We start from the raw sequence: 23,499 nt of genomic DNA, 5'->3' as shown, positions 1-23,499 counted from the left end.
GGCGGATTCGTGGATATCAACAAACTCTTTAAGCAACTTTTAGATTTATACAATCGCCTAAACAAACGCCAAAAAATCGCTATGATTGGCGGGGTTGTGGCGATTGTGGCGTTTTTGGCGTTTTTTATCGTATTTTCGATTACGGAACGAAACGAAAATGCAAACTACGCCGTGCTTTTTGATGGGCTAACACCTAGCGATAACGCGCTAATTTTGCAACATTTGCAAAGCAACAATATCCCTTATAAACTGCAACGCGAGGATACGATTTTAGTGCCAAAAGATGTCGTTTATGAGCAACGAATCGCCCTATCAAGCAACGGAATCCCAAAAAATAGCAAGGTTGGCTTTGAGATTTTTGATGAGCAAAGCTTTGGGATAACGGAGTCAGAGTTAGCTATCAAGCGAACTCGCGCTATTGAAGGCGAGCTTGGACGCACGATTGAGAGCCTAAAACCTATCATTTCAGCAAGGGTGCATATCGCAATCCCAAAAGAAAGCGTTTTTGTAAGCAAAGAAGTTTTGCCGACAGCCTCCGCCACGCTTGAAATCGCCCCAAATATGTATCTAACGCCAAATCAAATTGAGGGCATTAAAAATCTAATCGCCTCCGCCGTCTCAAAACTCACCAAAGAAAATGTCGCCATCATCAATCAAAACGGCGAGCCACTTGACGCAAATAACGAATCCACCGCCACAAATGAAATCATAAACTTGCAATTAAAATACAAAAATAATTTTGAGCGCATTTTAGAGGATAAAATCAGCAATGTTTTAACGCCCATCATCGGGGGCAAAGATAGGGTTGTGGCAAAGGTAAATGCGGAGTTTGACTTCTCGCAAACCAAAAGTATGAAAGAGACTTTTGACCCAAATAATGTCGTGCGCGGGGAGCAAACGCACGAAGAGCGCAAAGAGGGCGTTAGCGAACCTGAAATCGGCGGAGTGCCCGGCGCAGTTAGTAATGTGGGACCTGTGCAGGGGCTTGATTCGCTAAATAATAAGCAAATCCACACCATAAATACGACTACCACAAATTACGAAGTCGGCAAGACGATTTCAGAGATAAAGGGGCAGTTTGGCACACTAAAACGATTAAGCGCGGCGGTGGTGGTTGATGGGACTTATGCGCTAGTAAATGACAATGGCGTGGAGAAAATGCAATATGTTGCGCTAGATTCTGCGAAAATACAGCAAATTGAGGCACTTGTAAAGCAAACGATTGGTTTTTCGCAAGAGCGGGGCGATATGGTGAGTGTCGGTAACTTTGAGTTTAACGCAAAGAGTGGCTCTTTCACACCGCAAACTTCGCTTGAAAAGGTTATGAACGCACTTAAACCCGCCCTGCCCTTGCTAAAATATGTCCTTGTGGCGATTATCATCTTTATATTCTATCAAAAAATCATCGCGCCATTTGCACAGCGAATGATTGAGACGCAAGAAAAAAGCGATGAGGATATAGAGTCGCTAATCGCCCTTGATGAGGACGAAGAGATAAGCAATAAAGAAAATGAACTCCGCAAACGCATTGAAAATCAGCTCGGACTTGGCGATTTTAGGGAGGATGAGCTGAAATATGAAGTGTTGCTAGAAAAAATCAAAACACTTTTAGCGGAGAAACCGCAAGAAGTCGCAAATCTTTTTCAAACGCTAATCCGCGATGAGTTGGGATTAGAGGATATTAAAAAAGGGGCGTAAATGGCATTTAATCTAACGCAAAATCAGCGCGCACAATATGATGAGTTTTCGATGGCAGAGAAAATCGCCATTTTGCTTATGCAGGTGGGCGATGATTTAACGGGCGAGGTTTTCTCGCATTTGGATTTGGACTCAATTACTGAAATTTCAAAATTCATCGCACAAATGAAAAGCACGGATAAAAGCATTGGTGCGGCGGTTTTGGAGGAATTTTATGCGATTTTTCAAAGCAATCAATACATTACGCAAGGCGGATTTGAGTATGCAAGGGAGCTTTTATATCGCGTGTTAGGCGAAGAGGAAGCAAAAAAAGTGTTAGAGAAGCTCTCCAAATCAATGCAAGCGGCAAAAAACTTCTCTTATCTCTCAAAAGTCCGCCCACAGCAGCTTGCTGACTTTATCGTAAATGAGCATCCGCAGACAATCGCGCTAATTTTAGCGCATATGGATTCAAACTCGGCGGCGGAGACTTTGAGCTATTTTTCAGACTCGGAACGAGCGGATATCTCTATCAAAATGGCGAGTTTGGGCGATATCGCGCCAAATACGATTAAGCGAGTGTCCGCCGTGCTAGAAAATAAGCTAGATTCGCTTACAAGCTACAAAGTCGAAGTGGGCGGACCGCGTGCGGTGGCGGAGATTTTCAATCGCTTGGGGCAAAAGGCGGCAAAGACTACGCTATCTCACATCGAGCAAAGCGATGAGCAATTAGCAATCAAAATCAAAGAGATGATGTTTACATTCGAAGATATCGTAAAACTCGATAAAAACGCCATTATTGAGATTCTAAAAGCGGTGGATAAAAAGGATTTGACGATGGCACTAAAATCCGCGCCAGAAGAGTTAAAACAGAAGTTTTTAAGCAATATGAGCCAAAGAGCGGGGGAAACATTTATCGAAGAGTTGCAATATTTGGGCGTCGTCAAAGTGCGTGATGTGGAGAGCGCGCAAAGAAAAGTTGTCGAAATCGTCCAAGCACTAAGCGAGCAAGGCGTCATCACCATAGGCGAGGCAGATGATGTTGTTGAGTAATGAAAAAAGCGTAATCGCGCTAGATGAGCTAGATGCGCACACGATGAATAAATATAGCTTTAAAACCATCGCAGAATCTAGTGTAAAATCGCAGAATCTAAACGCAGAATCTCGCCAAAAATCCACAGATTCAGCACCCAAAGTCGCAGAATCTACGATAGATTCTACAAAAGATTCTACATTTGCGCCAAGTAAAGCGCAGGTTGCGATGATTGAGAGTAGTTTAGAAAAAGAGTTGATTGATAAACTTTTGCAAAAAAGCGATGATTTGAGTGCGACATTAAAGGGCTTTGAGAAGCGATTTTCGGACTTGCAAGCCCAAGCAAACGAGCGCGAAAAAGTTGCCAAAGAAGAGGGCATAAAAGAGGGCAAAATGATGGTGGATTTGGAGCTAAAAAATAGCATCGAAATTGAGCGAGAAAAAATCGCAAGTTCGATAAATAAGCTAGATTCAGCAATCGATGGGGCAAAGGCGCAGATTGAAAAATTGGAGAGTGAATTAAGCTCCATTGCGCTAGATATCGCAAAAGAAGTCATCATCAAAGAAATCAGCGCAGAATCTGCCAAAGTCGCCGCTTCGATTGCAAAAGAGTTGCTAAAATCGATGAGCGGGAATTTAGATGTGGTGATAAAGGTGAATCCCGCTGATTTTGAGTTCTTAAACAATTTGGCAAAAGGCAAGGAAAATATCAAAATCAAAAGCGATGACGCCATAGCAAAAGGCGGCGTGGTGATTATCAGCGAAAATGGCAATATCGATGGTAGCATAATGTCGCGCTACAAATTGCTAAAACAAAGCGTCATTGAGAATTTAAAGGGCTTTTGATGGGTGATAAAAGTGGGAATGCCAAGTTTGAATCGATATTTGAATCGATAAAAAATCACTTTGATACGCAACCAAAAGGATATAAATGACTTCCATAGCGCAAAAATATGATGAAAATTTAGAATCTAGGGTAGATTTTACGGATTTGGTGTGCAAAAAGCGTGAAAATCTATCGCCATTTTTCAGCCATAAAAATATCACATTGCACCAAAATTCTGTGCTTAAAACTTCGCTTTTATCACCGCAAAGTGTGGATTTAATCATCACTTCTCCACCCTATAATGTCGGCATAGAATACAACTCAAATGACGACACAGGCGAATATGAAAACTATTTGAAATTTTGCGAAAAGTGGCTAAAAAACTGCTATTTGTGGGCAAAAGATGGGGCGAGATTTTGCCTAAATATCCCGCTTGATAAAAACAAAGGCGGACAGCAAAGCGTGGGAGCGGATATAACGACACTAGCCAAAAAAAATGGCTGGAAATACCACAGCACGATTGTGTGGAATGAGGGCAATATCTCACGGCGCACGGCGTGGGGGAGCTGGCTCTCCGCGTCTGCACCTTATGTTATCGCGCCTGTGGAGTTGATTTTAGTGCTTTACAAAGGCGAGTGGAAAAAGACACAAAAAGGTGTTAGCAACATAAATAAAGATGAATTTATGGCTTGGACAAATGGACTTTGGAGTTTCAATGGTGAATCTAAAAAGCGCGTAGGACACCCTGCGCCTTTTCCGCGAGAATTGCCAAAGCGGTGCATAAAGCTTTTTTCATTTGTGGGAGATGTGGTATGCGACCCATTTTGTGGCTCTGGCACGACTATGATAGAGAGTTATCTTAACAAACGCGAATTTGTCGGTATTGAAATCGATAAAAGCTACTGCGAACTATCAAAAAATCGCTTTTTGCAAACAATACAAAAAGACGCAAAGATTATTTTAGAAGGATTATTTTAATGGATAAGCAAATTTCGCAACTTGATTTGATAATGGAATTTTTTAAGGCAAATTCTAAACGCGATATTTCACACCCCGAAGTTGTGGATTGGGTAACGAGTGAGTGGCAAAAGCGCACGGGCAAAGTATTTCGCGACCCTGATAGAGGCATTCGCAGTTTGCACCAAAGGGGCTATTTGCAAAAAATCGCCAAAGGTGTGTATCGCTATGAGCCTAAAATGGTGCATTTAAGGCAGGATTTGGAGGATTTTAGCCCTGCGCTAAAAAAGCAGATTTTGGAGCGAGATAATTATAAATGTGTGATTTGTGGGCTTGGCAAAAATGAGGGTGTAGAACTTCACATAGACCACATAAAGCCCAAAGATTTGGGTGGCAAAGCGACTTTGCAAAATGGACAAACGCTGTGTGCAAGGCATAATTCTTTAAAGAAAAATTTAAAGCAAACCGAAACGGGTAAGAAAATGTTTATAAGAATTCTTGAAACCGCAAAAGAAGCCGATGACAAAGAGTTGATTGCATTCTTAAACGAAGTGCTTGAAGTATATGAAAAACACAATATCAACGGGCATATTGTGTGGAAAAAGTAAATGAGAAACACAATGCAAGATTTTAAGCAAATTTCACAAAATCCACGCGTGAATCTTAACGCAAATTTAGATTCAACCGCGAATCACCGCGAATTTGGCTCTCTAAAAGGCAAAAGTATCGATGAGTTAAAGGCAATCGCAGCGCAGATTCGCACTCGAATCATCGAAGTTTTAAGCAAAAACGGCGGACATTTGAGCTCAAATTTAGGTAGCGTAGAAATCACAATCGCAATGCACGCGGTTTTTGACTGCTATAAAGACCCATTTATCTTTGATGTGAGCCACCAAATCTACGCACACAAGCTTTTAAGCGGACGATATGACGCATTCTCCACGCTTCGGCAGACAGGCGGTATCAGTGGCTTTGCAAAGCCTAGCGAATCAAACGCAGATTATTTCATCGCGGGGCATAGTTCGACTTCATTGTCGCTTGGAGTGGGCGCAGCACGGGCGATAAAATTGCGTGGCGAAAATCGTGTGCCTGTGATTTTAATCGGCGATGGCGCGATGAGTGCGGGGCTAATCTATGAGGCGTTGGACGAAATCGGCGACATAAAATACCCGATGATTATTATTTTAAACGACAATGAGATGAGCATTAGCAAGCCTATCGGGGCGATGAGCAAGTATCTCTCCACCGCCACAGCAGGGAAAATGTATCAAAGTTTGCGCGATAAAGCAAAGTCGTTTTTAAACATAATGCCCGATTCGGCGACATTTTTGGCAAAGCGATTTGAGGAATCGCTGAAACTTATCACGCCCGGCATTTTGTTTGAGGAACTTGGGCTTAGCTATATCGGTCCTATCGATGGGCATAATATCGCCGAACTCATTAGCATTTTTCAAAAGGCGCGAGATTTAAAAAAGCCCGTTTTGATTCACGCACAGACGATTAAGGGCTATGGCTACAAAATCGCGCAAGGCAGGTATGAAAAGTGGCATAGTGTCGCGCCATTTGACACAAAGGATGGCACTCCGCTAAATCCGCCAAAGCCCACCAATCCCACAAAGATTTTTGCAAACGAGCTATTAAAACTAGCCCAAAATGATAGCAAAATCATCGGCGTAACCGCTGCGATGCCTAGTGGCACGGGGCTAGACTTGCTAATGGATAATCTACCCGAACGCTTCTTTGATGTCGCCATCGCCGAAGCACACGCCACCACTTCGATGGCAGTGATGGCAAAAGAGGGCTTTAAGCCCTTTGTGGTGATTTATTCGACATTTTTGCAACGCGCCTTTGATAGCATTATCCACGATGTTAGCATTATGAATCTGCCCGTGCGATTTGCACTTGATAGGGCTGGAATCGTAGGCGAGGACGGCGAAACTCATCAAGGCATTTTTGATATTTCATATTTGTCGCTAATCCCAAATATGACGATTTTTGCTCCCCGTGATGAGCGAAGTTTGGAGCTTGCTGTCCGCTTTGCAGCTGGGTTTGACAAATCGCCTTGTGCGTTTCGCTACCCGCGCGGTGGCTTTTTGCTAAAAAACAACGCCTTTAAAAATAAGCCTTTTAGATTTGGCAAAGCGGAGATTTTGTTTGAACCGCCACATTGTGAGCGAAGCGAAGAATCCAAAACTCCCAAAATCGCCTTTTTTGCCTTTGGCAACGGCGTGGGACGCGCACATTTGACAAACACATTGCTAGGATTTAGCGCGATTTTAGTGGATTTGCGCTTTGCAAAGCCCCTTGATAGCGCGACTATTTTAAGCATAGCAAGGCGCGTGGATAAAATCTATGTTTTTAGCGATGGTGTGAAAAAAGGCGGAATCGCCGAAAAAATCGCCCTTTTGTTAAGCGAAAATGCGGTGTTTGTGCCGATTAAATCATTTGAATTTGATGATAGATTTATTCAGCAGGGCAAAACCGCTGAAATTGAGGACATTTTAGGCATTTCGCCCCGCAAAATCGCAAGTGCGATTAAAAAAGATTTGCGCTAGATTCTGCGAAAATCGCAAAATCTAGGATTTGGATGGTTGCTTCGCTTCGCTCGCAAATTCTGCGAATTGCCACGATTTGCTTCGCAAATCTCGCAATGACGGGAAAAAACGCAGATTCTGCGACTCGCACAAAAATCGCAGAATCTCGCGCACGAGTCGCAGAATCCACACAAAAATCGCAGAATCTACACAATTTCGCAGAATCTAATCGCAGAATCTAAATTAGGAATTATTTTTGCTTATAAATCAAAAATCATTAGATTCTGCGCTAAAATTCGCAGAATCTGATTATAAAATCTAACAATTAGCGAGTTTTGAATGAACCCATTTAGCGAAGCAAAGAGCGTGTTTTTAGAAAAAGTCGATACGATGGATTATATCGATTTGGATATCAATATTTCGGCGCGTCATCGCATCGAGCAGTTGATTGAAAAAGTGCCATTTCAAATCGTGATTTTGACCGGTAAGCCCGGCGTTGGCAAGAGCTATCTTATAAAGCAGTTGGAGCAGAGTATCCCAAAGGGGCGATTGCATATCCAGCTTTTCCCATTTCTCTCGCTAAATGCGTTTTTAGCGCAGTTGCATATAAAATTTCTCCCACAAATCAAAATCCACAAAAATATGACGCGCGATGAGTTTTTCAAATCGTTTAGCGAGAATTTGAAGCGTGAAGAGCTCTCGCCTACGATTATCATCGATGAAGTGCAACTCTATGGCGATAAAGAGTTAGAAGTGATTCGAATGCTTAGCGATTGCCGTGTGTTTCGCTTTATTTTGGTAACGCACGCGCTAAAACATAAAGAAGTGCTAAATGAAAGCTATTTCACATCGCGCATTTGGGATAAAGTCGTAATCCGCGAGCTTGATGTGCCAAATATCCGCCTTTTCATCGCGCAGAAGTTAAGCAAGGCGGGGTTAGATTCAATCCCGCGACTTTTTAAAGAGTGGCATTATAAGTTTATTTTCAAGCAAAGTAGCGGTAATCTGCGCCTAATCACGCGAATGTGCTTTTTGCTCTTTGACTTGTGCGAGCACTATTACAGCGTGAATCCTACGCTATTTAGCAAGGGTGAGATACCCAAAAAGATTGTAGAGATGGCGGCAATCGAACTAGGGAGTTTAGATGTTTAGCAAAATGCGCAGAAAATTTGTCATATCATTTACCTACATTAGCGTGCTTGCGATAGGTGCGCTGATTTATTTAGTCGTATTTTTATTCGCGGAAAATCGCCAAAATGCGATGAGAACAAGCGGTGGCGAAGATTTCTACCCGCCGAATCTTTCAAATTCGCAGAATCTTTCGCCGAATCTTTCGCAAAATTCGCAGAATCTCGCGCAAGATTTTTCACAAGCACCGCTAGATTCTGTAAAGTCGCTAGATGAGTTGCCAAATGAGATAGATTCTGCGTTTAATGCGCTAGATTCTACGCCAAACACCGCAGAATCCGTAACAACAGATTTGCCAAAACTCCCGCGAAATTTCATCGTAGAGGTAAAAGTCCTAAATGTCCGCGCAAAGCCAAGTGTCGAGGGCAAAATCTTAAAGCGATTTAAAAAAGGCGCGGTGATTCGCATTAGCGAGATACAAGGGCAGTGGGCGAAGTTAGAAAACGGCGGATTTGCGTTTTTGAGTTTGCTAAAAGATAGTGCGGAGAATGCGGGAGATGGCACGAAAAATGCGGGTGATTCTGTAAAAGATGGCGCAAATCAAAAAGGGCGAAATTGAAGCTGTTCGCCGTTTTTGGCAATCCCATAGCCCACTCCAAATCGCCGTATTTGCATAACTCCACATTTTACAATTTAGGCATTGACGCAAGGTATGTGCGAATCTTAATGGATTTAACCACAAATGCGGAGGATTTTAGGGAGCAATTTTTCGAATATGGGTTGAGCGGGGCAAATATCACTATCCCATTTAAAGAAATCGCGCTTGAAGCCTGTGATGAGGTAAGCGAAATCGCACAAAAAATCGGCGCGATAAATACCATTGTTCGGCGTGATGAGCGACTTTTTGGATATAACACAGATGCGATGGGATTTTATCGCAATTTGATAGATTCTGCGAAATGCGTAAAAAACGCGAATTTTAAAAATCCAAATTCTAGTATTTTGAGCGAAAAATCGGGGTTGCGCAGTTGTGAGCAAGGCGATAGAACTAATGGTTCATCAACGAAGCGAACAACAAGTCTCCCCGATTTATCGCCAAAAGACGAATTTGTAAAAAATGCGCTAATTGTCGGTGCTGGCGGTAGCGCAAAGGCGATTGCCTTTATTTTACAAGAGCGCGGGATTTGCGTGGAGATTATCAATCGTAGCGAAAATCGATTAGAATTTTTTAGGCAAAATGGCTTTAAAAGTGCGAATTTTGCGGAATTTAGCGCGAATCTCAGTGGCGAATCGCAGTATGATTTGATTGTCAATGCGACTTCATCATCGATAAATGGCGAATTACCTTTGGATAGGGCGATTTTGGCAGGGCTTTTCAAACGCGCAAAAATCGCCTTTGATTTAATGTATGGCAAAAAATGCCCGTTTTTGGAGTTTGCCAAAAATCGCAGAATCTGCGCGATTGACGGCACAAAAATGCTTCTTTTTCAGGCAATCGAAGCATCGAAAATCTTTTTAGAATCTCACAAATCAAATCAAATCGAAACCGCAATGCACTTGGCATTTCGCAGAATCTAAAAAATAAAACTCCCCTTTCGTCATTGCGAGTGCGAAGCGAACGCGGCAATCTATAAATCAAAAAATGGATTGCTTTGTTGTTTTCGTTACGCTCAAACTGCCTCGCAATTTTGTTTGGATTGCCACGACTTGCAAGCAAGTCTCGCAATGACAAAATCAATTCTGCGAATTGCAACAAAAAACGCAGAATCTGCAAAATTTATTAGATTCTGCGAAATTTTTATTTAATTTTCACTTTAAAATATTTTTAAGAATTATTATTATAATATTGCGATTTTAAATTTAAAAATTCAAAGGAGCAAATATGAAAAATAAAATTTTAGGCATTTCGATGGCGGCGAGTTTGGCGATTAGTGGCGTTTTTGCCGATGATGGCGAAAATGAAATCGCAAAACATTTTAAAGAAAACTATTCTTACAATGCGCAAGTCGGGGCGCAATATTCGCAAGGATACTCGGGCAATAGAAGCAATTTTCAAAGTCTCTATGGGTATTTGGGATTTGAGGGCGTGGAGTTTGAGCGACTACGCTTTGGATTAAGTGCGATGGGTAGCGTGAATATCGGCAGGATAGGCAAGACAACAGATGATTATAATGATATGCTCGCTTCAAATGCGATTTTATATCAAGGATTTATCGGCTACACAAGCGAGTATTTTGATGTGAGTGCGGGGCGCGAAGCGGTGGATTTGGAGTGGGTTAGCGACTATATCGAAGGGGCGAGATTCGCCGTGAAAATCCCGCAAGGCGCGACAAAAATCGAAGGGTATTGGTTCTCACGGCAAGGCGTGGCGGATTATAATGAAATCGTGCAGTTTGAAAACAATGTGAGGGGCGATTCGTTTATCGCGGGGATTACGAATAATTCTTATGAACCGCTGATGGTGGAGGCGTATTTTATGAGTGTCGGCGGGACGAGGACAAGCGAAGTGCCAAGCTATTTAGGCGCGTGGATTGGGGCGAATCTAAATTTAGGCAATGAGTTTATCGCGTCATCTACGAGTATAAAATATTCATTTTTTCACGCAAATCCCAAAGATACGCTTGATACGCACTTTTTAGATGTGGCGGAGCATTTGGAGTTTGCCGTTGCGGATGAGCATAAATTAAGCGCGACACTTGGCGTGATGAAAGTCTTTAACAAAAGCGCAGAATCTGGCGGTGTGGTGGATTTCGCATCGATTGGCAATCGCCGTCCGCTAAATAAAGGCAGTGGTTATTTCTACGATACAAACGCGCTCACGGCGTATTTTGGCGTGGGATATGGATTTGCGGATTATTTTGATATTGAATTTTTATATGGCAATATTAGCGATATAAAGGGCAATATCAAAAGCGAAGAGACGCTAAAACCGCTTCACAATATCGATATAGTCGCCACAGGTAAATACGCAGGGGCAGAGATTGGCGCGAAATACCGCAGGGTGTTTAGCACGCAAAAGGTGCATAATTATTTCGAAGCGTTTGTGGCGTATAATTTTTAGATTTTGGATTTAGATTCTGGCAGAATCTACGAAATTTTTTTGGGGTGAATTTGGGGTAATTTTGGAGTGAAAAATATGAAATTAGTTAGGTTTTTAGCGATTTTTGCGCTAATTTGCGCTTTTGGCAATGCAAAGGATTTTGAAGCGGATGCGAAAATTATCCGTGAAATGCTTGATAAAAGCATTGCGGTGTATAAAAACGGCGATAATCTCTCTGCCAAAAAACTAGCAGAGGACGCGTATTTTCAGCATTTTGAAAATATCGAGGGGCATATCGGGCGCAATATGGGCAAAAAAGCCTATCTAATGGAGCGCAGATTCACTAACCTACGCAAACTATATCAAAATAAGGCTAACCCACAATCTAACGACTTGGAGCGCATAGAAGCCTTAATCGCGGGGCTTTATTTTGATATGGACGAGGTTTTGCCTATCCTAAAAGGCGGGATTCGCTTGGTGGCAGAAGTAAGCGATACGACTTATGATAAGGCAAAGGCGGAGGCGGATTCGATAAAGGCAGAAGCGCAAAGGCGCAAGGAAGCCGAAGCGATGTTTGCAGCGTTGCTTGGGGATACAAGCGATTCGAGTGCAAATTCAAGCGAATCTAGTGTAGATTCTGCGAACGCAGAATCTAATACCCACCCCCTAGCCCCCTCCGCAAGGGAGGGGGAACAAAACGCAGATTCTGCCATCGGCGCACCAAATACTTTAATCGATAGTAGCGCGGAGTTTCAACAAGCCGCAGGGCTAAATCCAAAGCTGTATTTTATCTACGAAAATATCAGCGCGAAGCTTGACATTGCCGCTATGCGCTTTCAAAAGGGCGAAATTGAAAGCGCGGCAAATCTCATTGAGAGCGCGCAATTTGATGATTATCGCAACACAAAGTTAGAAATCGCAATCAACAAAATCTCCGACAAAGGCAAGAAGATTCAGCAATCTATGCGCCAAATCACCCGTGAGATTCGCGAAAAAAGTATTGATGAAAAGCGATTGCGCGAGGAAATCACGGATTTAAGCGATGAGCTTTTTGATATTTTGCTAACCATTACGCCTGAGCAAATCGCGCTTGTGCAAGTGAAAGGCTTTGATGAGAGCGCGGTTACAAAAGATTACGCCAAAGTCGCTGATGATATAAAAATCGCGCTAAATAATATTTTGGATTCGTATCAAAATAAAGGTGCAAAAACGCTAATTGACGCACTGCAAAGCGCGTATTTGGATATTTTTGAAGGTAGTGGAATGGAAAATAAGATTGGCGCGATGAATGCAGATTTGAAAATGAAAATCGAAGCGCAATTCACGCGTGGCGTGGCGTTAATCAAAGCAGACGCGCCCAAAGATGACTTGCAAAAAACATTTGATGAGCTAAACAAACTCATCGCAAGTTCGCTTACTTTTATACAGGATTCAAGCGTGTGGTTTTTGTTTATCTCCGCACTTAGCATAATTTTGCGCGAGGGATTGGAGGCTATGCTAATTGTCGTGGCAATCGTGGCGTATTTGATTCAGAGTGGCAACAGCAATCGCACAAATATCGTGTATTCTGCGCTTGGCGTGGGCGTATTTTTGAGCTTTGTAACGGCGTTTGCGGTGTATTATTTTTTCAGGGAATACGCAGGGCAGTTTAGAGAGCTATTAGAGGGCGTAACAATGCTAGTTGCAGTCGCATTGCTCTTATATGTGGGCTTTTGGCTACTCTCAAAGGCGCACAAGTGGAATGAATTTATCAAACACAGCGCAAAAGAGGCGATTAGCAAGGGTTCATCTTACGCGCTTTGGTGGACTGTGTTTTTGGCAGTTTATCGCGAGGGCGCGGAAACCGTGCTATTTTATCAAGCATTGCTTTTTGATTCAAATACTTCGGCGGATTTTAGCGCGGTAATCGGCGGTTTGGCTTTGGGGTGCATTATTTTGGTGGTGCTATACTTGCTAATCAAACGGGGTGCGGTGAAAATCCCTATAAAACTATTTTTTCAAGCCACTTCGGCGATTATCTTTTTGATGTGTTTTAGTTTCAGTGGCAAAGGCGTAGGCGAACTAATCGAAGGCAAAGTTTTAACGCCGACACTAATCCCATATCAATTTGATGCGATTTCGTGGGCGGGACTTTATCCGTATTATGAGAGTTTGGGGCTACAAGCAATCGTAGTTTGCTTTATAGTCGGCGGAATCATCGCCACAAGAAAACTATCTCAAAAGGGAGAAAAATCACCAAAAACGGGAGGTGCAAATGCGTAACTAATCGTTTTTGTGTGATTTTAAAAAATTTTCAAAAGAAAGGATAATAAAATGTTAAAAAAGGTAATTTTTGGTTTGGCGTTAAGCTCGGCGGTTGTCTTTGCGGCGGAAGTGCCTATCGGAGATAGCCAAGAAAAAAATGGTATGGAAATCGCGGCGGTTTATTTGCAACCTATCGAAATGGAGCCCCGTGGCATTGATTTGGCAGCGTCAAAGGCTGACATTCACTTAGAGGCAGACATTCACGCGACAAAAGGCAATAAAAATGGCTTTGCGGAGGGCGATTGGATACCATATCTCACAATCGGCTATAAGATTACAAATTTGGATACCAAAAAGTCCAAAATGGGTAAATTTATGCCTATGGTAGCTGATGATGGCGCACACTATGGCGCAAATATCGCTATGGAAAAGGACGGCTTTGGACCGGGCAATTATGAGCTAATCTATCTCATCGAAAGCCCTGAAAAGCAAGGATTTGGACGACATGTGGATAAAGAAACAGGCGTAAATAAGTGGTTTGAGCCATTTAGTGTGAAATATAAGTTTCAATACAAAGGACGCCCAAAACCATAGGTGTGTGCAATTCGTCTCTCACGCGACCTTCGCGGGAGCTTGAAAAATTCTTGCTCGATGGACTTTATGTCCTATTTTCGCTCGAATTTTTCAGCACAACCCACGAATCTCGCGCAAGATACTAGAATTGCGGAACGCTTTAAATTTTTTTGTCATTGCGAGGCGAATCGCAGATTCGCCGAAGCAATCCAAATCAAGCGAATCTAAACTTTGTGAATCGCAATGACACAAAGGCGAATCTATGTATTGATTTGATTTATTCGCTTTTTTGTCTTTGATTTGCCTTGTCTTTTTAAGTCGCTTGATTTGGATTGCTTTGGGCAAAGCCCTCGCAATGACGAAGTTGAGAGCGAATCACAAATCCGCCCATTACTCCCCCTCCCTTGCGGAGGGGGTTAGGGGGTGGGTAATTTTCGCATTAGATTCTGCGATTTTTAGTTTGATTCGCAGAATCTGCGTTAAATTGTCATTTTGAGCGAAGCGAAAAATCTCAAAAAAACAGAGATTCTTCGCTTCGCACTTCGTGCTTCGCTCAGAATGACAAATATTTTTTAGATTCTGCGATTCGCAGAATCTACCCACCCCCTTAATCCCCCTCCGCAAGGGAGGGGGAGATATTGGAGATTCGCTCCGCAAGGGGAGAGAAATTATAATTTTTAAGGATAAAAAATGTCCATTTATTTCGTGCATTTTTTCGCGCTTTTAGTGCCACTTAGTTTTTTAGGTGCAATTTTTTTGGATTTCACGCAAGATTCGCGCAAATCTACCATAGATTCACGCGCTCAAAGCAAAAAGATTGCCCCTAAAAATCTCATATTTTCTATCATCGTAGGCGCGGTTTTTGCCTATATAGCGCACTTTATCGCCACAAAAAATCTGCAAGATGACACGCTAATTTTTATCACAAATATTTTGCTACTAATTGCACTTTTTGCCTTAATCGCACTTTATTTCACCACGCGAATCGCCCCAAAAATCGCAGACATTCCACTACTAAAAGAGAGCATTTTTGCCTTTATCACGCTTGGATTTTTCGTGCGATATTTAAAAGAGAGCGTGGATTTCAAACTCTTTGGCGCAGAGATTTTGGATACTTTGGCAATCAACTCTTTCGCGCTCACACTTCTTGCGCTAGGCGCGTGTGTGGCGGTGTTTTACTTGCTAAAAATCTTGCGTAAATTCGCGCCAAAATTCACGCTAATCATCGCTTTTGCCACTGCGATTTTGTCGATAAATCCTGTCATTGCGGATATTTTGCTATATTTGGTGCGACAAAATTTCCTCCCGAGTGGCGAATCGCTTATTAGCTACATTGGCAAAAGCCTATATTACGCGTTTTTAAACCCATATATTTTTATGGGATTTTTGCTAGTTTTGGGGATTATGAGCCTTACAAAAATCCCGCGCTACATTCATAAAAACGCACTTTTTGATTTGGATTATCGCAAAAAATGCGGACTAAAAAATTTCATAAACCAAAAGTTCGCCCTAAATATTTGCGTGTGTGTGGTGAGTGTGGGGATTTTGCTATATTATGATTTATACGCGTCAAAGCCTATGACGATTGATAAACCTACGATTTTGGAGCGTCCGCAAAGTGGCGTTTTTGAGTTTAGCGCGGAGATTTTGAGCGATAATAAACTGCATAGATTCGCCTATATTGACGATGAGGGCAAAGAGATTCGCTTCTTTTTGCTAAACAAATTTGAGGATAGAAGCTCCCCTGCGGTGGCGTTTGATGCGTGTGCGCTCTGTGGCGATATGGGCTATATCAAGCGCGGTGGAGAGCTAATCTGTATCGCGTGTAATGTGCGGATTTTCTTGCCATCTGTGGGGAAATTTGGCGGGTGCAATCCTATCCCGTTAGAATTTAGCAACGAAAATGGCACGATTCGCATTAGCCTTCAAAATGTGCTAGGCGGGGCAAATTATTTTAGCAAAATCGTTAGCAAAGAAGTAACCGACCCTGTGAGTGGCGCAAAATTGCTAAACACAGATGCGCTTTTTCGCTATGAATTTAACGGGCGGACATATTTTTTTCAATCGCAAGAAAACTATGACGCCTTTGTCAAAGAGCCTGAATTTTACGCACCTAGCGAACAAAGCGCGTTATACATAATCCAAAAATATCACCAAGAAAGTTAAAATGGAGTAAGCTAAAAATGACGCTAAATTTGATTAGAAAATCTATTGGCGGGAGCAGATTTCAAAAGATTCTCTCCCTAGTTACGATTATCGCAAGCACCTTGCTAATAAGCTGTATGCTAAATATTACGCTAGGCATCGGCAATCAAATCGCCAAAGATTTGCGTAGCTATGGGAGCAATATCGTGGTTTTGCCAAAGGGGACAACTCTTAGCGTGGAAGTGGGCGATGAGATTTTTGCGCCTTTGCAAAGTGAGAGCTATTTGGAGGAATCGCGCCTACATTTGATAAAGGAAATTTTTTGGCGCAATAATATTACCGCATTTGCGCCATTTTTGGACACTAGGGTGGAGATAGGCAATTTGTCGATTGTTTTAAATGCAAACGATTCAAGCGAATCGTCATTGCGAGTGAGCGAAGCGAACGCGGCAATCCATAAAAACAAAATAGATTGCCACGATTCTGCTACGCAGAATCTCGCAATGACGGAGAGTAATAAAGATTCTGCGAATCAAACAAAAATCGCAGAATCTAATTTAAATTGTCATATTGAGCAAAGCGAAATATCTCAAAATAGAGATTCTTCGGTTGCTACACAACCTCAGAATGACAAAATAATCGCAGATTCTGCAAAAAACGATTCAACTGCAATATTTACAGGAACATATTTTGATAAGATTATCGGCGTCCAAGACGAGCCCGAATTTAGCACAGGCGTGAAAATGCTCTATCCCGCGTGGAGCGTGGAGGGCGAATGGGTGGCAGATGATTCGCTTAACTCTATCCTTGTGGGAAGCGAACTTGCAAAAAGAGAAAATATAAAAATCGGCGACACGCTAATTTTGCGCGAATCTACCGCTGATTCACGCGATTCAAATCAATATCACGCCAAAGTCAGCGGAATCTTATCAAATAGTGGCGTTTATGACAATCGCATAGTAGGCTCTTTGGCGTTAGCGCAAAAGCTAATGGGCAAGGACAATATTTTCGCCAAAGCCGAAGTCTCTGCATTCACAATCCCCGAAAACACGCTTAGCTACAAAGCACGGCGCAATTTGGATGGGCTAAACGATGTAGAATTTGACACTTGGTATTGTAGCGCGTTTGCAAGTTCGATTGCCTACCAAATCGAAGAAGACTTCAAAGGCGCGTCTGCCAAAGCGCAAATCAAAGTTAGCGATGCGGAAAGCTCTATTGTGCGAAAGATTCAAGGGCTTATGGGGGTTACTAGCATAATCTGTCTGCTTGTGGCAAGTGTGGGAATTGGCGCGTTGTTAAGCGCGGAATTTCAGCGCAGACGCAAGGAAATCGGGCTTATGAAAGTGCTTGGCGCAAGTCTTTGGCAAATCTATGCGATTTTTGCGGGCGAATCGTGTGTCATAGCCATTTTTGGCGCAATCATCGGCTTTTTTGGCGGTGTAGGCGTAGCAGAGCTAATATCGCTTAGCATTTTTGCCCACACACTGCCGATTTCGTGGATTGCATTGCCATTATCTATCGCATTTGCGCTGTTTATCTCGCTTTGTGGCTCACTAATGCTACTAAAAAATATCAACGCGCTTTTACCTGCAAATGTGCTGTATGGGCGATAGGGAGGCGAAAATGAACGCAAATAACGCATTTTTTTACAAAAGCATTTTAAATTCACTGCGTGTCTCTTTTGCGCGTGTGAGCGTGATTGCAATCTCACTTTTTATCGGCGCGTGTGTGAGTAGCGCGTTTTTAAATATTTTGCTAGACATTGAATACAAGTTATCAAATGAGCTAAAAGTCTATGGCGCAAATTTCATTATCTCCCCCACACACGGGCAAAATCACATAGATTCGCGCTTGTATGATGAGAAAATCGCCCAAATCCCAAAAGACAAGCTAAAAGCCGCCGCGCCCTTTCTTTATGGCTCATTTAGCTTGGGGAGCAACTCTGCGATTGTCGCAGGTGTGGATTTTGGCGCGTTAAAGAGCGTTTTCCCTTTTATCGAAGTGGTTGATGGGCATTTTGGCAATAGCGTTTTTAGCGAATCTAGCGCATTTGTGGGCGTTAGTTTGGCAAAAAGTGCGGAAATCAAAGCAGGTGATACTATCACGCTAACCAATCAAAAGACGCTAGAAAGCGCGGATTTGGAGGTTAAGGGGATAATTTCAAGCGGAGATGAGTTTGATGGGATTGTGTTTGCGCCGTTAAAAGTGGTGCAGAATTTGGCAAGCGAATCAGAAAATCCCCCCTCCCTTACGGAGGACGCTTCAAATTGTCATATTGAGCGAAGCGAAATATCTCAAAATAGAGATTCTTCGCTCAACTATCGTTTCGCTCAGAATGACAAAATAAACGCAGAATCTACCACAAATTCGCAGAATCTAATCGCAGAATCTCACACAGCGCACAATTCGCAATCAAACAATCGAAGTAATGGCGGTGTTGCTTTGCGTTGTTTTGATGTGGAACGAGCGAAAATAGGACATAAAAGTCCATTGAGCGAAGTTTCGTATCAAAACAACGCAAATGAATACCCCAGAACAAATTGCCCACAAGACAACGCGCCAAAGCCATTTATCCACTACGCCAAACTTGTTTTATACGGCAACTTCGCCGAAGTCAAACAAATAGGCGAATCGTTAAGCGATTCGCAAATAGTCGCAAAGCCCATAGCGCAGGTGTCAATCAGCGAAGGCATAGTCCTAAACAAAATCAAATCGCTTATCTTTCTAATCTGTGCTACAATCCTATTTATCGCAAGTTTGAGCGTAAATACAAGCCTTAGCGCGATAATCTTTGCGCGAAAAAAGGAAGTCGCCTTGCATTTGAGCTTGGGAGCGCAAAAAAGCCAAATCGCCAAACTCTTTGGCGCGGAGGTTTTGCTTTTGGCGTTGATTTCAAGCGTGGTGGGCGCGATTTGTGGCTATGCTTTGGCGAATCTGCTTGGGTGGATTATATTTAATTCAAGCATTTCTTTTAGATTTTTAAGCATAGTAGGCGCAGTGGGAATCACGCTATTTTTTGCCTTTGTGGCGAGTTTTTACCCTATCAAAAAGGCGTTAAATGTCAATATCATCACAAATCTCAAAGGGGAATAATATGGTTTTAGAATTGCAAAATATAAACAAATCGTTTGGCAATGTCGTTGCGCTAAAAGGTGTGAATCTATCCGTCCAAAAGGGCGATTGGGTTAGCATTATGGGACCTAGTGGCAGTGGAAAATCTACGCTTTTAAATATCATCGCATTACTTGATGAGCCTAGTGGAGGGGAATATCGCCTTATGGGAAAATCTATGAGAGATTTAAGCGAAGAGGAAAAGATTGTGATTCGCAGGGAGAAAATCGGGCTAATTTTTCAGCAATTTCATCTTATCCCATATCTCACCGCGCTTGAAAATGTCGAACTTGCGCAATTTTATCACTCCGCAGTTGATAGCGATGACGCCAAAGCCGCGCTTGAAAAAGTAGGGTTAGGGCATCGAATCTCACATTTGCCAAGCGAACTAAGCGGGGGCGAACAGCAAAGACTTTGCATTGCGCGCTCTTTCATAAACAACCCCGATATTTTACTAGCAGACGAGCCTACGGGCAATTTGGATGGCGAAAATGAAAAAATCGTGTTAGAAGCATTTTGCAAACTGCGCGATGAGGGCAAAACGATAATCTTAATCACGCACAACCCCGAGTTAGGCGAATATGGCAACAAAAAAGTGCTTTTAAAGCACGGAGAAATGTTATGAAACCGCGCTTGTTAGCGAATCTCTGCGCGTTTGTGCTTTGCGTGGCGATTTTTAGTGCGACTATTTTTAGTGCGATTTTTTTTAGCGCGTGTGATGGCGATAAATACGCTACATTAAACGAATCCGCCCCCGAAATCGTGGCTATGGATTTGGAGGGACAAAGCGTTAATTTGCGCGATTTTAGCGGACAAGCCGTTGCGATTGTGTTTTATAAAAATGGTTGCGAAGCCTGTGTGGGCGTAATTCCTGCGCTTGATAATTATGCCAAAAGCGCGAATCTTGCCTCCATTGCGATAAATATGGCAAATTCAAAAGAGGAAATAATGGAGTTTTTGGAGGAAACGCCACTGCCAAATACGCGCGTTTTGCGCGATTCGCTGGGGGCGAGTGCGAAGCGATTTATTATCAATATGACGCCTACAATCGTTCTGTTAGACAAAGAGCATACGATTCGCGCCAAAATCATCGGCGTAACGGACTTTGGCAAGGTTGAAGCACAAATCAAAGAGTGGCTATGAATCTTTTTAAATGCGCGTGTGTGGTATTTTACGCGATTTTGCTATGCGGGTGTTTGGAGAGCAAAGGCGAGTTTGAAGCGATAAATGCGGGAAAAATAAATGCGGTTTATGAAAATGGGGTGCTGAAAATCATAGAATCTAACACAGATTTTTCACAAAACTTCATTTTATTTTTCTTTACCACCACTTGTGGCGTTTGCAAAGCGCAAATCCCCATTTTGCAAGAAATCGCGCAAGAATTAGAAAATGAAAATATCAAAATCTATGGCATTTTAGGCGACGCACCAAACAAAGATTTAGCCCAAAAATACGCAAAAGAAAGCGCAATCTCACTGCCGATTTTCTACGAAAATAGTGCTAGGCGATTTTTTAGCCAAATCGTAGGTGGCGTGAAAGGCGTCCCTGTGATTGTGATTTTCAAAGATGGCAAAGTCAAAGAAAAATTCGTAGGTTTGATACCAAAGGGCAAGATTTTAAGCGCGCTATAAAGGGCAGATTCTGGGTTTTGTGTGGATTTTTGGCGTTTTAGATTCTGCGATTCGCAAGAAATTGCAGAATCTAAAAATGGATTGCCACGATTTGCATTCGCAAGTCTCGCAATGACGAAGTATTCGCAAAAATTCCCGTGCGAATCGCAGAATCTAAATTCGCAGAATCTGCATTATAGATTGCCACGAAAATTCTTGCGAATTTTCTCGCAATGACGAAATTTAACGCATTAGATTCTGCGAATCAAAACAAATTTCGCAGAATCTCGCTCCAAAATCACATAATCTCGCCACAAATTTCGCAGAATCCAAATAAGATTCTGCGTCAAAATCCATCCAAACTTTGCTATAATCGCAAAATATTTTTTCAGCAAGGATTGTGCGTGATGATTGAGAAGGCAAGGCGTTTTTATGAGTTTTTGGCGAGATATTTTGTGATTGATATTATTTTGATGATAGTTGCGATGGCGTGCGTGCTTCACTTGCGCCTTGCGTATGCGGATTCTATGCAGTTTATGCCACAATATTTTTTTAATGACGAGCGCATTTTAACCACAAATGACGGATACCACTACGCAAACGCCACGCGCGACCGCTTGGAGGGGAATAAGGGGGATTCTGCGTTTTTCCCATCTGCGGAGTTTGAGATGCCGGCACTTTTGAGTGTGACGCTTTATAAAATCCTGCCATTTTCGCTTGATGAACTCTTCTTTTATATGCCGATGGTGCTTTCAATTTTGCTTGTCATTCCTGTGTTTTTGATTACCAAAAATTTTTCAAATTCTTTGGTGGCGTTTTTTGCGGCACTTCTTGCGCCCATAACTCAGGCGTATTCCGTGCGCACGATGGGCGGATATTATGATACGGATATGCTAATTTTGACAATCCCGCTATTTGTGGCGTATTTTCTGCTGAAAATTTTAGATTCTGCGAAATTGCGCTATGCGATTTTGGGGGCGATTTTTGGCATTATGGCGATTGCGTGGCATACGACAAGTGCCGTTGCCTTGCTTGGGGCGGGAGTGTTTTTAGGCATTTGCTACGCGCTAATTTTTAAAAGGGATGATTTGAGGGTTTTGGAGCTGCTTGGCGTTTTGATAATCGCGCTTTGCAATATGAATATTTTCCTAAAACTCGCGCTTTTGGCGGTGTATTTGCATTTTGTGAGCGATAAAGTTTTCATCGCGCAGAATCTCACAAATCAAATCAAAGCAAAGTTAAAATACAAATCCGTCACGCTATTTTTAGTCGCACTCGCCATTGGACTGCTTTCAAATGTCGATAGATTTATTAGCAGTTTTGCGCTGTATGTGGTGGCGGGAGACACTTTGCAAAATGCAAATATCATCGTGCGTGGCGTCACGGATACGATTATGGAGCTAAAACCGCTTGATTTTTATGGTGCGGTGGTGCGGATAATTGGCGATTACACGGCATTTACCATTGGCGCACTTGGGATTTTGCTATTGTTTTATAAAAAACCGCAAACGCTAGTTTTGCTCCCGTTTGCCTTGCTTGGACTTTTGTCGATAAAACTTGGCATTCGCTTTTCTATGTTTGCCTCGCCTGTGTTTGCCATCGGCGTGTTTTACTTTGTGTATTTTGTATTGCAGGGGGCAAAGCAGATTTTTGATGATAAAATCGTAATTTATGGTGTGAAAATCATTTCGTATGCGGTGATTGCGGGAGTTTGCATAATACCGCATTTTTATTTTGGGAAAAATATCGGTTATGCACCCGCGCTTTACAGCGAAGAGATGGGCGCGCTAAATGAGATAAAGGCAGATTCTGCGAGTAGGGAAAATGTGACGATTAGCTGGTGGGATTATGGATTTTTGACTTCGTATTACACAAATACCCGCGCAATCATCTCTGGCATCGATATGGATGGCGTAATGCACTTTGTAGCGGCAAAAATCATCACCGAGACAAATCAGAGGGCGGCGTATAATTTGATGAATATCGCTACGAATTTGTATTTTGAAAAAGATGATAAAAAGATGAATTTGGTGGAGAAAATCATCGCAAAATACGGCACTAGCGATAATCCAAACGCCGTTTTTGAAAATATGGAGCATTTTAGCGGAGTTGAAAAACAGCGCGAGATTTATATTTTCATCCCGTATCAGCTTTTTGAGCTAACCGCGACAATCGAGCAGTTTAGCGATATTGATTTACGCAACGGAAAGGCGACACGGACGGATAAAAAACTCGTGCGGTATTACAGCGTGGGAGTTGATGGCGATGAATTTGTGCTAGATGAAAAGGTGCGATTTAATCCCAAAAATGGAGTGGTAACGGATATCGAAAGCGGGAAAACGCTCCAAGTAAAGGCATTTCACAAGGTTGAGCGAGTGCATAATACCTTGCAGACGGATAAAGTGAATTATGAAAATGAAAAAGGCGCGCTGATTGCGGTGTTTTCTGTGGAGATGGGACGATTTTTCTTAATCGATGAGCGGACGAATGACTCGCTATTGGTGCAGTTTTTCTTATATGAAAATTATGATAGAAAATTATTTCAAATGCTTTACAAATCCCCACATTCCAAAGCGTGGAAGGTTAGGTGAGGGGGTAGATTCTGCGAATCGCGTGTAAAA

Annotated in this window: 24 protein-coding genes; 22 read left to right on the top strand and 2 right to left on the bottom strand. The window is 42.4% G+C overall.

The genetic code is table 11. The features are described 5' to 3' along the window. The first annotated feature begins 9 nt into the window (after positions 1-9). The 14 genes from fliF to ACWIUD_RS07285 all read left to right on the top strand — a co-directional run bounded on the left by fliF (position 10) and on the right by ACWIUD_RS07285 (position 14,033). The gene (fliF, locus tag ACWIUD_RS07350; protein WP_454148128.1) at positions 10-1,698 is read left to right on the top strand and encodes a flagellar basal-body MS-ring/collar protein FliF; all 1,689 of its coding nucleotides are present in this window, start codon (positions 10-12) and stop codon (positions 1,696-1,698) included. Continuing rightward, positions 1,699-2,730, top strand: a complete 1,032-nt coding sequence (gene fliG, locus ACWIUD_RS07345) for a flagellar motor switch protein FliG (protein ID WP_454135338.1) — start codon at positions 1,699-1,701, stop codon at positions 2,728-2,730. It begins immediately after the preceding gene. Further along, a complete protein-coding gene (gene fliH, locus ACWIUD_RS07340) occupies positions 2,714-3,556 on the top strand; it encodes a flagellar assembly protein FliH (protein ID WP_454148126.1) in 843 nt (280 codons plus the stop codon). Before fliG ends, fliH begins: the two co-directional genes overlap by 17 nt. 85 nt (positions 3,557-3,641) lie before the next feature. Further along, complete coding sequence (locus ACWIUD_RS07335; protein ID WP_454148125.1) at positions 3,642-4,514, top strand: DNA-methyltransferase; 873 nt, start codon at positions 3,642-3,644, stop codon at positions 4,512-4,514. Beyond that, positions 4,514-5,101, top strand: a complete 588-nt coding sequence (locus ACWIUD_RS07330) for an HNH endonuclease (protein WP_454148123.1) — start codon at positions 4,514-4,516, stop codon at positions 5,099-5,101. Before ACWIUD_RS07335 ends, ACWIUD_RS07330 begins: the two co-directional genes overlap by 1 nt. Next, positions 5,102-7,048 (top strand): 1-deoxy-D-xylulose-5-phosphate synthase, encoded by a 1,947-nt coding sequence (gene dxs / locus ACWIUD_RS07325; RefSeq protein WP_454148121.1) that lies wholly within the window; start codon positions 5,102-5,104, stop codon positions 7,046-7,048. A 32-nt stretch (positions 7,049-7,080) separates the two neighbouring features. Continuing rightward, positions 7,081-7,269 (top strand): hypothetical protein, encoded by a 189-nt coding sequence (locus tag ACWIUD_RS07320; protein ID WP_454148119.1) that lies wholly within the window; start codon positions 7,081-7,083, stop codon positions 7,267-7,269. Positions 7,270-7,366: 97 nt separating this feature from the next. Next, complete coding sequence (locus ACWIUD_RS07315) at positions 7,367-8,179, top strand: AAA family ATPase (RefSeq protein WP_454135330.1); 813 nt, start codon at positions 7,367-7,369, stop codon at positions 8,177-8,179. Beyond that, the gene (locus ACWIUD_RS07310) at positions 8,172-8,774 is read left to right on the top strand and encodes an SH3 domain-containing protein (RefSeq protein WP_454148117.1); all 603 of its coding nucleotides are present in this window, start codon (positions 8,172-8,174) and stop codon (positions 8,772-8,774) included. The genes ACWIUD_RS07315 and ACWIUD_RS07310 overlap by 8 nt, the downstream gene beginning before the upstream one ends. Beyond that, the gene (locus ACWIUD_RS07305; RefSeq protein WP_454148115.1) at positions 8,771-9,733 is read left to right on the top strand and encodes a shikimate dehydrogenase; all 963 of its coding nucleotides are present in this window, start codon (positions 8,771-8,773) and stop codon (positions 9,731-9,733) included. Before ACWIUD_RS07310 ends, ACWIUD_RS07305 begins: the two co-directional genes overlap by 4 nt. 74 nt (positions 9,734-9,807) lie before the next feature. After that, complete coding sequence (locus ACWIUD_RS07300) at positions 9,808-9,939, top strand: hypothetical protein (RefSeq protein WP_454148113.1); 132 nt, start codon at positions 9,808-9,810, stop codon at positions 9,937-9,939. A 98-nt stretch (positions 9,940-10,037) separates the two neighbouring features. After that, positions 10,038-11,216 (top strand): hypothetical protein, encoded by a 1,179-nt coding sequence (locus tag ACWIUD_RS07295; RefSeq protein WP_454148111.1) that lies wholly within the window; start codon positions 10,038-10,040, stop codon positions 11,214-11,216. A 66-nt stretch (positions 11,217-11,282) separates the two neighbouring features. Next, positions 11,283-13,457: an FTR1 family iron permease gene (locus ACWIUD_RS07290; protein WP_454148109.1), complete on the top strand. Its 2,175-nt coding sequence runs from the start codon at positions 11,283-11,285 to the stop codon at positions 13,455-13,457. Between the two features lie 51 nt (positions 13,458-13,508). Further along, positions 13,509-14,033, top strand: coding sequence for an iron transporter (locus ACWIUD_RS07285; RefSeq protein WP_454148107.1), 525 nt, complete (start codon positions 13,509-13,511; stop codon positions 14,031-14,033). 90 nt (positions 14,034-14,123) lie between these two features. Here the strand turns inward: ACWIUD_RS07285 and ACWIUD_RS07280 are convergent, their stop codons facing one another. Both ACWIUD_RS07280 and ACWIUD_RS07275 read right to left on the bottom strand, forming a co-directional pair. After that, the gene (locus tag ACWIUD_RS07280; RefSeq protein WP_454148105.1) at positions 14,124-14,357 is read right to left on the bottom strand and encodes a hypothetical protein; all 234 of its coding nucleotides are present in this window, start codon (positions 14,355-14,357) and stop codon (positions 14,124-14,126) included. Between the two features lie 45 nt (positions 14,358-14,402). Then, positions 14,403-14,723 (bottom strand): hypothetical protein, encoded by a 321-nt coding sequence (locus ACWIUD_RS07275; protein ID WP_454148103.1) that lies wholly within the window; start codon positions 14,721-14,723, stop codon positions 14,403-14,405. On the opposite strand from ACWIUD_RS07275, the gene ACWIUD_RS07270 reads away from it, so the two are divergent. Genes ACWIUD_RS07270 through ACWIUD_RS07235 form a run of 8 tightly spaced genes read left to right on the top strand, consistent with a single transcriptional unit; the run spans position 14,703 to position 23,469 of the window. Next, positions 14,703-16,178: a Fe-S-containing protein gene (locus ACWIUD_RS07270; RefSeq protein WP_454148101.1), complete on the top strand. Its 1,476-nt coding sequence runs from the start codon at positions 14,703-14,705 to the stop codon at positions 16,176-16,178. The genes ACWIUD_RS07275 and ACWIUD_RS07270 overlap by 21 nt on opposite strands. 17 nt (positions 16,179-16,195) lie before the next feature. Further along, positions 16,196-17,770 (top strand): ABC transporter permease, encoded by a 1,575-nt coding sequence (locus ACWIUD_RS07265; RefSeq protein ID WP_454148099.1) that lies wholly within the window; start codon positions 16,196-16,198, stop codon positions 17,768-17,770. Positions 17,771-17,780: 10 nt separating this feature from the next. After that, positions 17,781-19,250, top strand: coding sequence for an ABC transporter permease (locus ACWIUD_RS07260; RefSeq protein WP_454148097.1), 1,470 nt, complete (start codon positions 17,781-17,783; stop codon positions 19,248-19,250). A gap of 1 nt (position 19,251) precedes the next feature. Then, positions 19,252-19,893 (top strand): ABC transporter ATP-binding protein, encoded by a 642-nt coding sequence (locus ACWIUD_RS07255; RefSeq protein ID WP_454148178.1) that lies wholly within the window; start codon positions 19,252-19,254, stop codon positions 19,891-19,893. Continuing rightward, positions 19,890-20,411: a peroxiredoxin family protein gene (locus tag ACWIUD_RS07250; protein WP_454148095.1), complete on the top strand. Its 522-nt coding sequence runs from the start codon at positions 19,890-19,892 to the stop codon at positions 20,409-20,411. The genes ACWIUD_RS07255 and ACWIUD_RS07250 overlap by 4 nt, the downstream gene beginning before the upstream one ends. Next, positions 20,408-20,899: a TlpA family protein disulfide reductase gene (locus ACWIUD_RS07245; RefSeq protein ID WP_454148093.1), complete on the top strand. Its 492-nt coding sequence runs from the start codon at positions 20,408-20,410 to the stop codon at positions 20,897-20,899. The genes ACWIUD_RS07250 and ACWIUD_RS07245 overlap by 4 nt, the downstream gene beginning before the upstream one ends. 21 nt (positions 20,900-20,920) lie before the next feature. Further along, the gene (locus tag ACWIUD_RS07240; protein ID WP_454148091.1) at positions 20,921-21,115 is read left to right on the top strand and encodes a hypothetical protein; all 195 of its coding nucleotides are present in this window, start codon (positions 20,921-20,923) and stop codon (positions 21,113-21,115) included. Beyond that, complete coding sequence (locus tag ACWIUD_RS07235; RefSeq protein ID WP_454148089.1) at positions 21,112-23,469, top strand: STT3 domain-containing protein; 2,358 nt, start codon at positions 21,112-21,114, stop codon at positions 23,467-23,469. The genes ACWIUD_RS07240 and ACWIUD_RS07235 overlap by 4 nt, the downstream gene beginning before the upstream one ends. Positions 23,470-23,499 lie beyond the last annotated feature (30 nt).

It is taken from the genome of Helicobacter sp. 23-1044 (genome assembly GCF_053654695.1).
This window is presented reverse-complemented; position numbering and strand designations above follow the sequence as displayed.

Excerpts from the sequence above, each read along its gene's own strand:
- ACWIUD_RS07250 (WP_454148095.1), top strand. The coding sequence starts at position 19,890 with ATGAAACCGCGCTTGTTAGCGAATCTCTGCGCGTTTGTGCTTTGCGTG.
- fliH (WP_454148126.1), top strand. The coding sequence starts at position 2,714 with ATGATGTTGTTGAGTAATGAAAAAAGCGTAATCGCGCTAGATGAGCTA.
- ACWIUD_RS07295 (WP_454148111.1), top strand. The coding sequence starts at position 10,038 with ATGAAAAATAAAATTTTAGGCATTTCGATGGCGGCGAGTTTGGCGATT.
- dxs (WP_454148121.1), top strand. The coding sequence starts at position 5,102 with ATGAGAAACACAATGCAAGATTTTAAGCAAATTTCACAAAATCCACGC.
- ACWIUD_RS07315 (WP_454135330.1), top strand. The coding sequence starts at position 7,367 with ATGAACCCATTTAGCGAAGCAAAGAGCGTGTTTTTAGAAAAAGTCGAT.
- ACWIUD_RS07235 (WP_454148089.1), top strand. The coding sequence starts at position 21,112 with ATGACGAAATTTAACGCATTAGATTCTGCGAATCAAAACAAATTTCGC.
- ACWIUD_RS07245 (WP_454148093.1), top strand. The coding sequence starts at position 20,408 with ATGAATCTTTTTAAATGCGCGTGTGTGGTATTTTACGCGATTTTGCTA.
- ACWIUD_RS07285 (WP_454148107.1), top strand. The coding sequence starts at position 13,509 with ATGTTAAAAAAGGTAATTTTTGGTTTGGCGTTAAGCTCGGCGGTTGTC.
- ACWIUD_RS07320 (WP_454148119.1), top strand. The coding sequence starts at position 7,081 with ATGGTTGCTTCGCTTCGCTCGCAAATTCTGCGAATTGCCACGATTTGC.
- ACWIUD_RS07310 (WP_454148117.1), top strand. The coding sequence starts at position 8,172 with ATGTTTAGCAAAATGCGCAGAAAATTTGTCATATCATTTACCTACATT.
- ACWIUD_RS07335 (WP_454148125.1), top strand. The coding sequence starts at position 3,642 with ATGACTTCCATAGCGCAAAAATATGATGAAAATTTAGAATCTAGGGTA.
- ACWIUD_RS07260 (WP_454148097.1), top strand. The coding sequence starts at position 17,781 with ATGAACGCAAATAACGCATTTTTTTACAAAAGCATTTTAAATTCACTG.
- ACWIUD_RS07265 (WP_454148099.1), top strand. The coding sequence starts at position 16,196 with ATGACGCTAAATTTGATTAGAAAATCTATTGGCGGGAGCAGATTTCAA.
- ACWIUD_RS07270 (WP_454148101.1), top strand. The coding sequence starts at position 14,703 with ATGTCCATTTATTTCGTGCATTTTTTCGCGCTTTTAGTGCCACTTAGT.
- ACWIUD_RS07275 (WP_454148103.1), bottom strand. The coding sequence starts at position 14,723 with ATGCACGAAATAAATGGACATTTTTTATCCTTAAAAATTATAATTTCT.
- ACWIUD_RS07330 (WP_454148123.1), top strand. The coding sequence starts at position 4,514 with ATGGATAAGCAAATTTCGCAACTTGATTTGATAATGGAATTTTTTAAG.
- ACWIUD_RS07255 (WP_454148178.1), top strand. The coding sequence starts at position 19,252 with ATGGTTTTAGAATTGCAAAATATAAACAAATCGTTTGGCAATGTCGTT.
- fliG (WP_454135338.1), top strand. The coding sequence starts at position 1,699 with ATGGCATTTAATCTAACGCAAAATCAGCGCGCACAATATGATGAGTTT.